This window comes from Gracilibacillus marinus (assembly GCF_042651725.1).
GTDB classification, from domain to species: Bacteria; Bacillota; Bacilli; order Bacillales; family Amphibacillaceae; genus Gracilibacillus; species Gracilibacillus marinus.
In genome coordinates this window covers 306,497-322,654 of the sequence record NZ_JBHSDV010000003.1, presented here as the reverse complement: position 1 = coordinate 322,654, position 16,158 = coordinate 306,497, and the positions used below count along the sequence as shown (strand labels likewise).

The window sequence follows — 16,158 nt, the reverse complement described above, 5'->3', positions numbered from 1 at the left end:
CTCACCATCCTAGACTCGCTATAAAAGACTGTTGACTTTTACTCTTCTTTATCTACACAGTACATATACATATTATTATTAAATAATACGAGAGTTCTATCCGATTGTCAACTACTTAAAGCTTTCCCATTCGATTCATTTGATCGAGAAATCTTTTCGATTTCAAAAAATATCCACCATGTTCTTCATAATATTGTTCCATTAGTTGTTTAAGGAGTAGTTTATTTTCTTGTTTAATCGAGATATTTCCGATTCTATCCATTTCAAGCCAGGTGAACATACGTAATAATTTGTAGATTGTTTCACTAATCGGTATTGCGTATGGATGATTTGTTGCACAATTTATACATTGCATACCGCCTTCTCGCACACTGAATGCAACCAACTGATCTTTTTTTCCACATGTCGCACATTGATCCATTACTGGAGCAAATCCTGCTATTTTGTATAGTTTCCACTCATATATCATCAGTAATATCTCTGGATCTTTTCCCTCTTCCATAGCGCCAAGTGTATGTACCAATCTTAAAAACAATGTAGGATTGTATCGTTTCGCATCAACTAATTTATCTGTTAGTTCTGCTATATAACTTGCATATGCAGTTAAGTAAATATCTTCTCGAATTTTTCTGTATGATGATATTATATCTCCTTGTTGGAGTGTAGATAGACTACTGCCTTTTTGAATTAAAAATGTTCCATGAATAAAAGGCTGCGTAATAGCAGCCATTCTACTTTTCGTTTTTTTTGCACCTCTTGCGATTGCACCAATTTTCCCCATTGTCGGTGTAATCATTGTGACGATTTTATGTGTTTCACCATAATCTTGTGTTTTTAAAATAAATCCTTCTACTTTTTCAAACACAAGTATTCACCTATTCCTCTCTTGTGTAAAACGAGTATTATAATTGCGATTTGTCTTCTGTATAACTATATGCATCCTGCTGATTCACTATATCTTCTGGTTCTTCTAATTCCATTTGTTTCATCCATAAATATGCTTCTATATTACCTGTTTGACTGAAAATTTTCCATGGTACATCGATCACAATAAACCTCACCTTTCTATTTGGTTGTCTTTCATTGTGCTCTTTAATAGAATTACCGAAAACAGCCGTTCCATTAGTAATAATTTTTACCATGTATGATTAGAAAAACATAAAGGATTGCTTTATACATCAACAATAGCTATCATATTTGTCTAATCAATACTCATCTTGTTTAAATCCAAATTCATATAAATGATGTGGTTTATTTCGCCAATTTTCTTGTACTTTCACCCATAGCTCTAAATAAACTTTAGAACCTAGTAACCCTTCAATATCTTGTCTCGCTCTTTTTCCTACTTCTTTTAACATGGAGCCTTGTTTACCAATAATTATTCCTTTTTGTGATTTGCGTTCCACAATAATACTTGCTTGTACAAGTACCTTTTCATTGTCTCCTCGATTGGATATTTGATCAATAACAACAGCAACAGAATGAGGAATTTCCTCTCTCGTTAAATGCAATACTTTTTCTCTAATTAGTTCAGCAATAATAAATCGCTCAGGATGATCTGTAACTTGATCTTCTGGATAGAATTGCGGTCCTTCTGCTAAATATTTATCAAATACATTCATTAAATGATCTACATTATTACCTTCTAATGCAGAGATTGGTATAATTTCAGCAAAATCGAATTTATCTTTATATAATTCGATCAGTGGTAATAGTTCATCTGGTGTGACTAAATCAATTTTGTTTATAATAAGAAAGACAGGCGTATTCTTCGGCAGCTTATCAATAATAAACTGATCTCCTCTACCATACCCTTCATCCGCATTAATCATAAACATAATTGCGTCCACTTCGCTTAATGTGTTCTCTGCGATTTTCACCATAAAGTCACCAAGTTTGTGTTTCGGTTTGTGAATTCCAGGTGTATCAATAAAGATGATTTGCTTCTCTTTATCTGTATACACACCTTGTATCTTATTGCGAGTTGTTTGTGCTTTATCACTCATAATAGCGATTTTTTGACCGATAACTCTATTCATAAATGTTGATTTACCTACATTTGGTCTACCGATAATTGCTACAAATCCTGATTTGAAATTGTTTTCCATGTAATTTCCTCCGTTTATCCTGTTGCATTCACTATATACATCATACAATATTTTTTTGATGATTTCATACTTTCGACAAAACTAGTGATAATGTTTTAACATTCTGTAAAGTGAGACATATCTGATAGACTAACTGCCATATACACGCGACAAATTCTAATCAATCGTTCAATTATAATTAAAACTATACAGACTCATCTAGATCCAATAAGGGATAAAGATAAAACATGCAATTGTAATAGAAAAAATTGCTGCAATGAACACCGCACCTGCTGCTAAATCTTTTGCTATTCCAATTGCCTCTTGTTTTGATGGTTCAATATAATTTAAAGCCACTTCGATTGCTGTATTCATTATTTCTAAACTTAATACAAGTGCACATGTAAGTAATAGCACTGCCCATTCGATTGGTGTAATTTGTGTATAGATACTGACAATTAGTACGATGAATGTTGCTAACAAATGTATCTTCATATTTCTCTCATGTTTAATTGCATATACTATTCCTTTAAATGCGTATCTAAAACCTATAAACTTTTTTGAACTATCTCGATAGCCCGAACCCATTTAAGATCTCCTCTTGTCTTTGGAACATCTTTTTTTCGTCTATTTCGTTCATATGATCATACCCTAACAAATGTAAAAATCCATGTAATGCTAAAAAACCTAGTTCACGTTCAAACGTATGTCCATATTCCACTGCTTGTTCTTTGGTTCTATCAATAGAAATAATGATGTCGCCTAAAATTTTTGGCAAGTTCATACCTGAAATAGAAATTTCGCCCTCTCCTTCTTCCTCCAATGCAAATGATAAAACATCTGTTGGTCTATCTAAATCACGATATTGTTTATTTAATTGCTGTATCTCTTCATTCGTTACAAAAGTAATAGACAGCTCTGCATGATCTGGAATCATTTCTTCTTTTGCTGCAAAAAGTAACAAATCCTTCACTAGCTTTATATCTTTTTGTACAATCGACGATGTTTCATCTATAAAATCAATTTCCATTATTTTGCCTCCCTTATTTTCTCTTCTTTCTTCGGATACTCAATCCTTGAATGATAAATCCCTTTTAACGTCTCACATATTACATTTTTGATTTGGTCAATTTCTTTAAATGTTAAAGTACTATCATTCAATTGTCCATCTAATATACGATCTTCAAAAATAGCAGAGACAATTTTTTCAATCTCGACTTGACTTGGATTTTTCATTGATCTAACTGCTGCTTCTATGGAATCACATATAGATACAACTGCTGCTTCTTTTGACTTTGGTTTCGGTCCTACATAACGAAAGTCTTGTTCACTTACTTTATCATTTTTTTCTTTTGCTTTAAAATAAAAATACTTTAGTAGAGTTGTCCCATGATGTTGCAATGCTACATCGATAATTTCTTTTGGTAGCTTTTCTTTCTTTAATAACTTTGCACCATCAGAGGGATGTCCTAGGATAATTTCTGCACTCTGACAAGGATCTAAATAATCGTGTGGGTTCTTCATTCCCATCTGATTTTCAATAAAATAGTGTGGTCTTATCGTCTTCCCTAAATCGTGATAGTATGCTGCAACTCTTGCTAATAATCCATTTGCTCCAATCGCTTCACAGGAGGCTTCACTTAAATTTGCTACCATAATACTGTGGTGATATGTACCTGGAGCCTCTATTAACAATTTGCGCAATAATGGATGATTCGGACTCGACAATGTTAATAATTTGGAATCAGACAAAATCCCAAGACCTGTCTCGAAAAATGGTAATAATCCAATTGTTAATACTGTTGCAATAATTGCGGATAAAAATCCGTATATTCCAATTAATAAAAAGTCTGACCAGTCATATTTCTCAAATGATAATAATACAAATAAAGATACAGTCATTAAATTAATACAAGCTACTCCGATTCCAGTCTTAATAATCGCTGCTTTATCTTTTACAATTGCAAGCAAATAAATACTAACAAGTTGGGTAATTAAGAAATAAATACCTACTTCCATGTTAAGTAGACCTGGTATATTCGCATTAAATACAACACTACCTACAATTGCATAAATAATCGAAAACACAATCGCAATTCGTTCATTTAATAGCATTTTTAATAGCATCGAGACAGTAGCAATCGGTGCTATAAAATAAAGAGGATTATCTGCTGTCACATAGAAACTAATTGTTTTCATTAAGACAACAATAAAAAAACTTATAATTAATATTGCGAGTAATTTTCGACTAGACAATATATCACCATTTGTGTGTTGTAATTCTAAAAATATAATGAATCCAAGTAAGACCATTAATATAAGCAATCCAATTAATGGATATACATTGCGTTCTTCGTTTAATAAACCAGTCAATTCTAATTCTTCAAAAATTTCATTTGTAATTAATTGACCCTCTTCTACGATTAACTCTCCAGCACGAATCATCACAGGTTCTACGGTATCTCTTGCTTTTTTTTGTGCCTCATTCGTTTGATCAGCTGAAAAAAAGGAGTTGGGCTCTACCGCCACTTGAATGACTGGGATCATTTCTTCGACAAAATTATCACTTAACGTCGTGTAACTTAACTTTTGCACTACACTCTTCGCTACTTTGTCTTCCTCACCAACCTTTATTCCACTATTGTAGACATCATACAATGTAGATGATACAAGCTCTTTAGCGAGTACACGATCATTGGGTGAGGCCTCTATAATTGAAATAAATACAGAATCATCTAATTCTTTTATTGCATCATTTTGAAGTAACTGCTTTAAGTACTCGACTTTATCAATTGATGTAATCTTGTCTTTCTTTAAAATTTCTTTAAGATTTTCTGATTCTACTTTATCCACAACTTCAAAAATTTCGATAACAGAATTCACTTGTTCGTCTGTTACTTCTTGTGAAATCTCATAATGATCTTCAACTGATTGTACAGCTTCTCTAATCCTTCTTTCTGTTTCTTTCGTATTCTCAATTGTAATAGGTGCACGAATCGTTTCCTTAGCTGTAGAGAATTTCTCAATGTCATATGTTTCTGTATATACATTGGTATATGTAAATGCAAAGAAAATAGCAGAACAACAAAGAGCCGTTAATAAAAAACGCGACCAATTTCTATTAAAATATGAACTTATTTTTTTTATTAACATGTCTCTTTTCACATTAATCTCCTCAATTCACCTGTGTTTCGTGATACGTATACTAGAAATATACATTCCATTACTATTATAACAGTAAAACGGCATATTTTTATAAAATTTATTCATGATTTTTACATTTAGTTAAAAGACTTGACTATAAAAAGCCAAGTCTCACCCGTCTTATCATATTTATTAAGATTGCTTAGATGTTTCATATGCTTCGATGATTTTCTGTACAATTGGATGTCTAACTACGTCTGCTTGAGTTAATGTTATAAAACTAATCCCAACCATTTGTTTTAATTTATCTCTTGCTTCTACTAAGCCCGAGTAAACACCTTTTGGTAAATCAATTTGTGTAACATCACCTGTAATAACCATTTTTGATCCAAATCCTAATCTAGTTAGAAACATTTTCATTTGTGCAGTTGTCGTGTTTTGCGCTTCGTCTAATATCACAAAAGCATCATCGAGTGTACGACCTCGCATATATGCTAATGGTGCTATTTCAATCGTACCACGCTCAATTAACCTCATTGTATGCTCTGTGCCTAATACATCATGAAGTGCATCATATAGCGGACGTAAGTATGGATCCACCTTTTCCTTTAAATCGCCAGGTAAAAATCCCAAACTTTCTCCAGCTTCTACTGCAGGACGTGTTAAAATAATTCTTTTTACCTTTCCATTCTTTAATGCTTGTACAGCCATAACAACTGCTAAATATGTTTTACCTGTTCCGGCAGGACCAATACCAAAAACTAAATCATTTTGTTTCATTGCTTGTAAATAGTTTCGTTGTCCTAAAGTTTTAACGCGAATCGATTTCCCTTTGACTGTTTTTGCAATTTCATCTTCAAATAATGTTGCTAACTCTTCTATTTTATTTTTTTTAGATAATGCTACTGCATATATTACATCTCTTTCGGAAATTGTAATCCCTTTTCTAATTATTTTCAATAAACCGTCCAATACTTCCTGAACGATTTTTATATCTTCATCATTACCTGAAACACTAACCTGTTCACCTCTAGTCACAATTGAAATTGCTAATTGTTCTTCTAATTGCTTTAAATTACGATCTTCTGTTCCAAATAATTGAAGTGCTTCATTTGCATTTTCTAATTGCAAATCAATAACTTTTAAATCTTCTGGCATAATCAGTCTCCTTGATATAGTGGTTGTCTTTTCGTTATATCTTCTAATACTGTATAGTATATTGTTAACTTAACTTTACCATTCTCTACACGTTCGTGCAAAACTTTTTCTTCTTCTACAATGGCATCAGTTGGTATAAGTTGAAATAAGTTTCGTTTGCTTTGTTCTAACGCTAATTTTCTTGCTTCTTCTTTCGTCCTTTTGACTTTTACATTCTTTTCTTCATGAATCACTTCTTTATGATAAGAAATTGGAAGTTTCCAGTTTAAAAAGTAAAAACTTTTTTCTTCAACTTCCACTTCTTTTTGTTGAAACGGTATAGAGGAAAAATTCCATATCGGTATTTTCAATTGAGAAATGTCAATATAGTGTTTCGTCACATTTTTCCCCGTTAAAACATCGTAATTATCATCAAAGGGCATATCAACAGTTGTTTTGTACCAGACTTTTGCAATTACTTCTCCTTGTGCCACAACAGCTGTTTGCTTGTCTTCCTTCTCATCATCTTTCTTGTCTGTTTGTTTATTCTGCCCTAAATACGCCGAGATTAACAGATCTCCCTTTTGTACAACATCGTTTACTTTCACAGAAGGTTGTCCTTTTTTTACATATAGATCAACTATCACACCATCTTTTGCAGCAACAAGATGACCAATTTCGTCTTCTTGCTGTTTTTCTACACGTGTTTTTTCTACACCTTCTAAATAATAAGTTGTTCCATTTTTCTTCACACCAATCCATAATAACTCAGGTATATCTTTAAGTAATTTTTTTTGTATTTCACCAGGCACTTCTATATTCCATTGAAAGTTCCCCTTCTTCACACCATAATTATCTAGTTGGTCATTTACTTTCTTTTCTAATTCTTCATCTAAACCAACTACATCGATTCGCCATACCATATTTGAGAGTATAAAAATAAAACATACCGCAACCACAAATCCAATAATAAGCGGCCTTTGATAAAAAGTATGTTTTAAAAAAAAGGGGAATCCTAATCGAGATTCAAAATATAATTTATGAATGGTTTTTCTTTTTAATATTTTTATTTTTTTAACATCTGCTAATTCTATTTCACCAAAACAAACGGTTTTTCCTGCTTTTTTTATATTCCATACTTGTATTCCATTTCTTGAACACAAATCAAAAAATAATTCTGGGTATTCTCCAACCACTTTAACTTTAATAAAACCTTTAAACCAACTTTTCTTTTTATAAAACATCTAACCTTTCCCTCCGGTTTTTGGATTAGTGATGTCCTCTTGAAAGATAATATCCGTAATTTTACCTTCTAACAGTATTTCTTGTCCGATCATCATTTTTAGAACAAAATCAGTACCATTTATCTTTACATAGCCTTGATGAATTTTTAATACTAATTGATTAGACTGAAAAATAACTAACCCTTGATGATTTTCTATGTATGCATGTATTTGACCAATTGTTGTAATACGTGGGAGTTCCAACATAACTTCAGAAGGAAGATCAAATGTTTTTGTCATCATTCTTGATAATTTTTCTGTCCAGTTCTCCAACAAATTCAATCCCTCCTTCTTCATCATTGTATGAACAAAAACCCAAGAATATGACGATACAAAAGCGAAAGCGTCCGACTAGAAACGTAGTGACTGGATCAAAACAACAGAAATAAAGGAATCACGGTGAGGAACGAACCGATGATGACTTATTGATCGTTGATTTGTGAAGTCACCTAGTTTCTGGACGCTTGAGCTAGACGATACAAAAGCGAAAGCGTCCGACTAGAAACGTAGTGACTGGATCAAAACAACAGAAATAAAGGAATCACGGTGAGGAACGAACCAATGATGACTTATACTCACCAGTACAAGCGCGACTAAACCTCATGTATCCACATGAGGTAAGTCTTCTATGTTGATCGTTGATTTGTGAATTCACCTAATTTCTGGACGTTTAAATTAGACCTTGCTATTTCAGTTTGTATACTATTTATCCACAAATGATACCAAGAAAAAAGAGTCAGCTAATTAGCTGACTCTTTTTATCATACTTATTTATTTTTTCGATACGCTTTTGGTGGACCTAAAATTTCTGCCATCAGAACACTTTTAGCCACACCTTCTTTTGTTAAGCTAGAGCTCAATGCAAGACGTTTCTTCTTGCTCTTGCTTTTACTGGGCCTCTTTAATGTTTTACTATCAAATGTGGTTTGATTATTACGAATAGATGCAGCTTTATCCAAATTTGATTGGATTTTTTCTAATTGTTCACGCTTCTGTTGGGCAAAAGTTGACACTTCTTCATTTCCATTAGTATTTTCACTTAAAATAATATCAGGTTGTTGGACTTCCTGTTGTTCTTTAGATACTGTTGGACGTGAAGGCTTCGTCTTCTCTTCTTCTTTATTATTCATACTACCAACTATCCAAGCAATCACACCCAAGATAGGAACAAGAAAACTAAATAAATCTTCCATCCATCTCATCCTTTCGGGATAAATGAATGATGAGTATGTTATTTTTCGTCATCTTCATCATTATCAGTTAATTTACCAATTGCATCACGCATATCTGTATCTGCACCAATATTTTTATAGTTCATATAATCCATTACACCCATTTTTCCAGATCGTAGAGCTTCTGCTAGTGCTTGAGGAACTTGTGCTTCAGCTTCTACTACTTTCGCACGCATTTCTTGTACTTTTGCAACCATTTCTTGCTCTTGTGCAACGGCCATTGCACGACGCTCTTCTGCTTTCGCTTGAGCAATATTTTTATCTGCTTCAGCTTGATCTGTTTGTAAAATCGCACCAATGTTTTTACCAATATCTACATCTGCAATATCAATCGATAAGATTTCAAAAGCAGTACCTGCATCTAATCCTCTATTCAATACATTATGAGAAATAGAATCTGGATTTTCTAATACTTGTTTATGGTCTTTTGCACTACCGATTGTACTAACGACACCTTCACCGACACGCGCAATAACCGTGTCTTCTCCTGCACCACCAACAAGGCGGTCAATATTGGCACGAACCGTAATACGTGCTTTTGCTTTTACTTCAATCCCATCCATTGAGATACCTGCAATAAACGGCGTCTCAATTACTTTTGGGTTTACACTCATTTGTACTGCTTCTAACACGTCACGGCCAGCTAAGTCAATGGCTGCACCTCTTTCGAAGCTTAACTCGATATTCGCTCTTTGTGCCGCAATAAGAGCATTTACGACACGATCGACATTACCACCAGCTAAAAAGTGACTCTCTAGTTGATTTGTCGTTACATCAATTCCCGCTTTATGAGCTTTAATCAATGGATTAATAACGCGTGATGGAACAACCCTTCTTAAACGCATCCCGATTAATGTAAAGATACTAACTTTTACACCTGCTGCTAATGCGCTAATCCATAGCATTACAGGAATAAATGTAAATAATATTGCAACAGCTATTACAATAAGTCCGATACCGATAATCGGTAAAAATTCTATACCTTCCATTTTTCATCCTCCTATTATTCATTTATCTTTCTTACTACAATACGTGAACCTTCCACTTTGATTATCTCAACAGGTTCATCTATATTAATATAGGCTCCTTCTGATACAACATCTAATCGTTCAGAGCCAAATATTGCAGTCCCAGATGGACGTAACGGTGTGACAGTGACTCCTTTTTGATGCAACAATTCATATCGATTCACCGTCGAAACATACCCATTATCTGTGGTAGTAGCATCATTTAAGATAATATGTCTAAATAATCCTTTCTCAAGACCAATTGTCTTAAACAGTATTACGGCAACTATAATACTAGCAATAATTGCAATGGAAATACTCATTGTCATATGACTAGGGTTATCACTCGACATGTACAATGCACCTATCATCGCACCAAGCCCAATAAACCCTAATATACCACCAGGTGCAAAAATCTCTATGATTAATAAAATAATCCCTATTACTAATAAAATAATCGATTCATATCCTGCTAGACCAGCAACGATATGTCCATAAAAATATAAGACAAGCGACGCTGCACCTATAGAGCCAGGAATACCGAATCCAGGTGAGTACAATTCTACAATTAAGCCTATACTTGCTAGTGACAATAAGATTGGTACAACAATCGGATTTGTTAAAAATCGGGCAATTTCTTCTGCTAGTGTTGTTTCTGTGACTATCACTTCTGCATTAGAAAGACCTAACTCATTCAATAATTCGGTTCGATGCTTAACGATGCCTTCAGCATATTTGACTTTTACGGCATCGTCTGCTCCTAATGTCAAAAATTCACCTTTTTCAGCATTGAATTCTGGTAAATCAACATCCGCATCTGCCATTGCTTGTGCATAAAGTGGATCTCTCCCTTTAGAAGATGCTGCACTCTTAATGCTTGCAATCCAAGCTGATTGGGCTTTTTTGTCCGCTGCCGTTCCATCACTATTGATCACACCGCTAGCTCCCATACTCGCTTGTGGTTTCATATAGATTGAATCCGTATTAAGTGCAATATAAGATCCAGCTGATAAAGCCTCCACAGTAACAAAGGAACTTGTTTTAATTTCTAAATCTTGTAGAATTTCTCCAATATTTTTAGCTGCATCCACTCTACCACCAGGAGTATTTATTTCAAATATGATATGGTCTGCATTTGCTTCTATTGCTTCATTTGTTGTTCGCTTTATAAACGCTTCTAAACCTCTTTCCACAGTGTTTTCAATTGGGATGACATAAACGAGGTTTCCACTTCCTTCATCTGCATGTAATACTGTTGATTGTTTTGCAAACGAGGGGAAAATGGTAAGTACACTAATTAATAATAGTGTAAGAAATAGAAATTTTTTCATTAACTGCCTCCTTTCTATTTATTTTTATGTATACGTATTATTCACGTAAAAGAAGGGATTCTCTCTCTTCTACGTTTAAAAAATAAAAAGGTTTCATTGTTCATGATAAATAGTTTATCACAATTGAGTAAATAAAGAAATGTAGGTGCGTCCACTAAAAAGAGGCGTTATTCATATGAATAACGCCTCTTTTCTATTGTGATCTAAAGGAATCAATTATATTATGCATTTATTGTAAATGTTTTAGAACAAATTGGTTCACTCTTGCGCCTTCTGCCTTACCTTTTACTTTAGGCATTAATGCACTCATCACTTTTCCCATATCTTTTTTAGATTCTGCTTGAACTTCTTCGATCGTTTGAACAACAATTTGATTTAGTTCATCATCAGATAATTGTTCTGGCATATAAGCTTGTAAAATTTTAACTTCATCTTCTAACTTGCTTACAAGATCTTCGCGTCCAGCTTCTTTAAATTCGTGGAGGGAATCTTTACGTTGTTTTAGCTCTCTTGCTAAAACAGTTAATTCATCTTCTTCAGACAATGTATCTTGCTTTAACTTAATGGCTTCGTTTTGTAATGAGGCTTTAACCATTCGAATTACACTAAGTTTCAATTTATCTTTGTCCTTCATCGCCTGTTTCATATCTTGGTTCAAAAGTTCAACGATTGCCATTATCTAATTACACCCTCTTTAAAATTTACGCTTTCTAGCTGCCTCAGATTTCTTCTTACGGCGAACACTAGGTTTTTCATAAAATTCACGCTTACGATATTCAGATAATGTACCAGACTTTGATACACTACGTTTAAAGCGACGAAGAGCATCTTCAAGTGACTCGTTTTTACGAACGCGAGTTGTGTTAGACATGCTAATTTCCCTCCCTCCGAAGCATCAAAAAAATTAATCAGACACATAGACATATGTCTCTTTGCAATTATAATATACTAGCTATTATTGGTCAACAGTTTTATACATTCTTTAATAATCATTGTCTGATTTCATTCCGTTTAAAATCATTACTCCTGCACTTGCTCCAATTCTTGTTGCACCAGCTTCAATCATTTTACGCATTGTTTCTAAGTCCTTTACACCACCAGAAGCTTTCACTTGCATTTCGTCTCCAACAGTTTTAGCCATTAATTTTACATCTTCCACAGTAGCTCCACCACCAGCAAATCCTGTCGAAGTTTTAACAAAATCTGCTCCCGCTTTTTTTGCTAGTTGACATGCTCTGATTTTTTCTTCTTCTGTTAGTAACGTTGTTTCAATAATTACTTTGACTATGGCATCATCTCCAGCTGCATCTACAACTTGTTTGATATCTTCTTGTACGTAATCATCATCCCCAGACTTTAGCCTTCCGATAGCTATAACCATATCAATTTCTGTCGCACCGTTATCTATCGCATCTCTTGTTTCCAGTGCTTTTATTTTAGATGTTGTTGCACCTAATGGAAAACCTATTACAGTACAAACTTTCACATCTGTGTTCATTAGTGCTTCACTTGCATATTTTACCCACTGTGGATTAATACAAACGGAAGCAAAATGATATTGTTTTGCTTCATTTAAAATTTTTGTGACTTGTTCTTTTGTAGCATCAGGCTTTAACAATGTGTGATCAATTGCTTTAGCAATACCAATTTTACTCATAAGATCACTCCTAATCCATTCAGATTTTTAGAATAAACTAACTCACTTTTTATATTATACCCATTTGTTGCATTGTTTTAGCAAGTAAAATACCACAGCATCTACTGTGGTATTTTCTTATCACATCAAATTTGTAGTGCTACATCATCCATTATGCGTACAAAAGTACCTTCATTGTATGGATAACCAGCTTTTGATATTTTGACTTTAACAATTTCGCCAATCATATCTTGTGTTCCTTCGAATTTCACTTTTAAATAATTATCAGAATAACCGATTAATATGTCTGGGTTTTCTGCGTCATATGTTTCCTCTGGGATCACTTCGATTACTTCATCCTCAAATTGCTTTGCATACTCATATGCTTGTTTGTTAGATAAATCAATTAATTGTTGTACTCTTTCATTCTTTACATCTTCATCTACTTGATTATCCATTTTTGCAGCAGGTGTACCTGTACGTCTGGAAAAAGGGAAGACATGTAACTCAGAATAACCAATCTCTTTAATAAATTGTACTGTTTCATTAAATTCTTCATCTGTTTCCCCAGGAAATCCAACAATCACATCTGATGTAATTGCTAACCTAGGTAATGCTTGTTGAATTTTTGCCACTCGTTCTCGATAAAATTGAGTGGAGTACTTTCTACGCATGCGTTCGAGTACCGTATCTGAACCAGATTGAAGTGGAATGTGTAAATGTGGAACAATTTTTTTGGATTGATCTAAAACTTCGATTACTTCATTTGTTATCTGACTTGCCTCTATTGATGAAATACGAATTCGTTTTAGTCCGCTAACATTATGTTCCAAATCACGTAATAGTTGTGCAAAATTATAGTCTTTCATATCTTCGCCATATCCAGCTGTGTGAATACCTGTTAAAACAACTTCTTTATAGCCTGCATCCACTAGTTGTTGCGCTTGTTCCATGACATTTTTAGGGTCTCTTGATCGTAATAGCCCTCTTGACCATGGTATAATACAAAATGTACAGAAGTTGTTGCAACCTTCTTGAATTTTTAAAGATGCTCTCGTTCTGTCAGTAAATGCTGGTACATCCATTTCTTCAAACACGCGATTTTTCATAATATTTGACACGCCATTTATTGGTAACCGAGTTTCTTGATGTTGCTCAATATATTCAATCATTTTACCCCGATCTTGTGTTCCAACAACAATGTCTACTCCTGGAATTTCCATGATCTCTCCTGGTGAGGTTTGAGCATAACATCCCGTCACGCAAATAATACCTTCTGGATTGCTTCTTACAGCACGACGTATTATTTGTCTACTTTTTTTGTCCCCAGTGTTTGTAACAGTACATGTGTTGATGACATATACATCTGCGTGATGATCAAACTCAACACGTTCATATCCTTCATTTTTGAATTTTTGCCAAATACCTTCTGTTTCATAATGATTTACTTTACATCCTAATGTATGGAAAGCTACTGTAGGCATTTGATCACCTCATTTCCTCTAAATAATAAGATAAGCATGATAATACATAGAGTGGTGCTGTTTCTGTCCGTAAAATTCTTGGTCCTAAACGAATTGGTTGAAAATCATTTTCTATTAAAAACGTTGCTTCAGAGTTCGAAAAACCACCCTCTGGACCAATACAAATCATAACAGAGTCACCTTCGTGAATAGATTGAAAATGATCATGCAATTTCGTTTGATGGTTGGTTTTTGCTGTGTCCTCATACGCAAAAAACTTATGTTTGACATCTTTATATCTAGTTATTACTTCTTTTAGTTCCAACACTTTATTAACGATTGGAATAGTATTACGATGTGATTGCTCACTCGCTTCTTTTACAATTTTATGCCATCGTTCTATTTTTTTAGCAACTTTTTGCTTATCCCACTTGACAATAGAACGCTCCGCTTGAAAAGGTATGAATTCAGAAACACCTAATTCTGTTGCTTTTTGTAGTATTGTTTCCCATTTATCACCTTTTGGGAGTCCTTGAACGATTGTTGCATGGACGGGAGAATCTGTTTTCACATCCAAATACGTTTGGATTTTTGCTACGACCTTTTCATTTGTCGCTTCCTTTATTACTGCTTTGCACACATTTCCATTCGGATGATTACACAAAATCTCTGATCCATTATCCATACGCATGACATGTACAATATGATGGACATCTTCTCCAACAATATGAACTTCATCTTCCATCCAATTATCTGCTGAAACAAAATATCGTTGCATCTTCTACCTACCTTTACTCAGGCTTCTTAGCAATAATAGAAATCCAGTCTTCCATTTGATTTATTTCTATTAATTCAAAGCCTATTTCTAATAAGCGCTGTTCCACAAGTTGCTTTTTGGTTTGTATAATACCAGAAGTAATAAATAATCCGCCTGGTTTTAGTAAATGAAACGCATCTTTTTCAAACCTCAAAATAATTTCTGCTAATATATTTGCGACAATAATATCAGGTTCTTCTGTAACATTATCCAATAGATTATTTTGTTTTACTTCAACAGAATCATTCACTTTATTGACTTTTGTATTCAATCTAGCACTTTGCACAGCAACATCATCTAAATCATACGCGAATACTTTCTCAGCTCCTAAAAGAACAGAAGCAATGCTCAACACACCTGATCCACATCCAACATCTAACACACGATTGCCTTTTTTCATGTATCTTTCTAATGCTTGAATGCTTAATACTGTTGTTGGATGGGTTCCTGTACCAAATGCCATTCCTGGATCTAATTCAATTATAAGTTCATCTGTAGAGACAGGCTTGTAATCTTCCCAAGTAGGTGTGATGGTTATTTTCTCTGATATTTTTACAGGTTTATAATACTTCTTCCATGCTGTTGCCCAATCTTCTTCATTCACTTCACTTAATGTAATTTTGTTCAATCCGATATCGATATCATAAACAAGTAAATTGTTTATTGCTTGTTTTATTTCAGCAACTGTTTCGCCTAAAAAGCTATTTACTGGAAGATAGACCTTTAGTCTTACACCCTCTTCAGGATAATCTTCAGGATTTAATTCATAAATTTCGCCATAAGAGGTGTCCCTTTCCACTAATAAATCTTGTGGATCTTCAATCACAATCCCACTTGCTCCAGCTTCATGAATGATATTAGAAATTGGTTCAATCGCCTCGTTGGTTGTATAAATACATAGCTCTGTCCACTTCAAACAGATCAACTCACTTCTATTATAAATTTATTATTGCGCAACTTCCCTATGCTATCTTTATCCTTAACGAGAAAAAAATCAGGTCACTCTCCTATTTCTCGAGTG

18 protein-coding genes and 1 other annotated feature (1 of these 19 running past the window's edge) are annotated in these 16,158 nt (G+C 33.9%); all 18 genes read right to left on the bottom strand.

The features are described from left to right. Positions 1-64, bottom strand: a binding site (T-box leader) (it extends 119 nt beyond the left edge of the window). 51 nt (positions 65-115) lie between these two features. After that, positions 116-865: a DNA repair protein RecO gene (recO, locus tag ACFOZ1_RS11880; RefSeq protein WP_390199551.1), complete on the bottom strand. Its 750-nt coding sequence runs from the start codon at positions 863-865 to the stop codon at positions 116-118. Positions 866-902: 37 nt separating this feature from the next. Continuing rightward, positions 903-1,049: a YqzL family protein gene (locus tag ACFOZ1_RS11875; protein ID WP_390199550.1), complete on the bottom strand. Its 147-nt coding sequence runs from the start codon at positions 1,047-1,049 to the stop codon at positions 903-905. 156 nt (positions 1,050-1,205) lie between these two features. Further along, positions 1,206-2,108, bottom strand: coding sequence for a GTPase Era (gene era, locus ACFOZ1_RS11870; RefSeq protein ID WP_390199548.1), 903 nt, complete (start codon positions 2,106-2,108; stop codon positions 1,206-1,208). Positions 2,109-2,306: 198 nt separating this feature from the next. After that, entirely contained in the window at positions 2,307-2,675 is a 369-nt protein-coding gene (locus tag ACFOZ1_RS11865; protein ID WP_390199546.1) for a diacylglycerol kinase family protein, read from the bottom strand. Further along, a complete protein-coding gene (gene ybeY, locus ACFOZ1_RS11860; RefSeq protein ID WP_390199544.1) occupies positions 2,653-3,117 on the bottom strand; it encodes an rRNA maturation RNase YbeY in 465 nt (154 codons plus the stop codon). Before ybeY ends, ACFOZ1_RS11865 begins: the two co-directional genes overlap by 23 nt. Beyond that, a complete protein-coding gene (locus ACFOZ1_RS11855) occupies positions 3,117-5,252 on the bottom strand; it encodes an HD family phosphohydrolase (RefSeq protein ID WP_390199542.1) in 2,136 nt (711 codons plus the stop codon). The genes ybeY and ACFOZ1_RS11855 overlap by 1 nt, the downstream gene beginning before the upstream one ends. Positions 5,253-5,423: 171 nt before the next feature. Continuing rightward, on the bottom strand, positions 5,424-6,389 hold the full coding sequence (locus ACFOZ1_RS11850) for a PhoH family protein (RefSeq protein WP_390199540.1): 966 nt from the start codon (positions 6,387-6,389) through the stop codon (positions 5,424-5,426). Between the two features lie 2 nt (positions 6,390-6,391). Beyond that, positions 6,392-7,612 (bottom strand): sporulation protein YqfD, encoded by a 1,221-nt coding sequence (gene yqfD, locus ACFOZ1_RS11845; RefSeq protein ID WP_390199538.1) that lies wholly within the window; start codon positions 7,610-7,612, stop codon positions 6,392-6,394. Beyond that, positions 7,613-7,927, bottom strand: coding sequence for a sporulation protein YqfC (gene yqfC, locus ACFOZ1_RS11840; RefSeq protein ID WP_390199536.1), 315 nt, complete (start codon positions 7,925-7,927; stop codon positions 7,613-7,615). A 491-nt stretch (positions 7,928-8,418) separates the two neighbouring features. Beyond that, a complete protein-coding gene (locus ACFOZ1_RS11835) occupies positions 8,419-8,844 on the bottom strand; it encodes a hypothetical protein (RefSeq protein ID WP_390199535.1) in 426 nt (141 codons plus the stop codon). 38 nt (positions 8,845-8,882) lie between these two features. Further along, positions 8,883-9,872, bottom strand: a complete 990-nt coding sequence (gene floA / locus ACFOZ1_RS11830) for a flotillin-like protein FloA (protein ID WP_390199533.1) — start codon at positions 9,870-9,872, stop codon at positions 8,883-8,885. Positions 9,873-9,886: 14 nt separating this feature from the next. Beyond that, positions 9,887-11,221: an NfeD family protein gene (locus tag ACFOZ1_RS11825; protein ID WP_390199531.1), complete on the bottom strand. Its 1,335-nt coding sequence runs from the start codon at positions 11,219-11,221 to the stop codon at positions 9,887-9,889. Between the two features lie 229 nt (positions 11,222-11,450). Next, positions 11,451-11,897 (bottom strand): GatB/YqeY domain-containing protein, encoded by a 447-nt coding sequence (locus ACFOZ1_RS11820; protein ID WP_390199529.1) that lies wholly within the window; start codon positions 11,895-11,897, stop codon positions 11,451-11,453. A gap of 18 nt (positions 11,898-11,915) precedes the next feature. Then, a complete protein-coding gene (rpsU, locus tag ACFOZ1_RS11815) occupies positions 11,916-12,092 on the bottom strand; it encodes a 30S ribosomal protein S21 (RefSeq protein WP_018931586.1) in 177 nt (58 codons plus the stop codon). 111 nt (positions 12,093-12,203) lie between these two features. Continuing rightward, the gene (gene deoC / locus ACFOZ1_RS11810) at positions 12,204-12,878 is read right to left on the bottom strand and encodes a deoxyribose-phosphate aldolase (protein ID WP_390199527.1); all 675 of its coding nucleotides are present in this window, start codon (positions 12,876-12,878) and stop codon (positions 12,204-12,206) included. A 125-nt stretch (positions 12,879-13,003) separates the two neighbouring features. Continuing rightward, on the bottom strand, positions 13,004-14,341 hold the full coding sequence (gene mtaB, locus ACFOZ1_RS11805; RefSeq protein ID WP_390199525.1) for a tRNA (N(6)-L-threonylcarbamoyladenosine(37)-C(2))-methylthiotransferase MtaB: 1,338 nt from the start codon (positions 14,339-14,341) through the stop codon (positions 13,004-13,006). 4 nt (positions 14,342-14,345) lie between these two features. Then, positions 14,346-15,098: a 16S rRNA (uracil(1498)-N(3))-methyltransferase gene (locus tag ACFOZ1_RS11800; RefSeq protein WP_390199523.1), complete on the bottom strand. Its 753-nt coding sequence runs from the start codon at positions 15,096-15,098 to the stop codon at positions 14,346-14,348. Positions 15,099-15,111: 13 nt separating this feature from the next. After that, entirely contained in the window at positions 15,112-16,053 is a 942-nt protein-coding gene (gene prmA / locus ACFOZ1_RS11795; protein WP_390199521.1) for a 50S ribosomal protein L11 methyltransferase, read from the bottom strand. Positions 16,054-16,158: the final 105 nt, after the last annotated feature.